This window comes from Neisseria sp. HMSC074B07, assembly GCF_001810355.1.
Classification (GTDB): Bacteria; Pseudomonadota; Gammaproteobacteria; order Burkholderiales; family Neisseriaceae; genus Neisseria.
In genome coordinates, this window is sequence record NZ_KV800985.1 from 45,705 (window position 1) to 45,996 (window position 292).

The 292-nt window shown below is 55.8% G+C and carries 1 CRISPR repeat array.

The window, feature by feature from the left end:
* A CRISPR array of direct repeats spans positions 1-291; the repeat unit is 27 nt; unit sequence CAGCCGCCTTCGGGCGGCTGTGTGTTG.
* Position 292 lies beyond the last annotated feature (1 nt).

A 292-nucleotide genomic window follows, 5' to 3' on the forward strand; every position in this document is an offset into this window, starting at 1 on the left:
CAGCCGCCTTCGGGCGGCTGTGTGTTGAAACACGGGACATCGGGACGCATCCATTCTTCCAAGACCAGCCGCCTTCGGGCGGCTGTGTGTTGAAACCGATGCATCTTATGTGCATATGATGCTTAATGAAGCCAGCCGCCTTCGGGCGGCTGTGTGTTGAAACTGCCATGAACGCTTGAAGCTCCGCATTTCTGCGGCCAGCCGCCTTCGGGCGGCTGTGTGTTGAAACATAAAACTCTTTTTCAAGCTGTTTAAAGCTGGTTCCAGCCGCCTTCGGGCGGCTGTGTGTTGA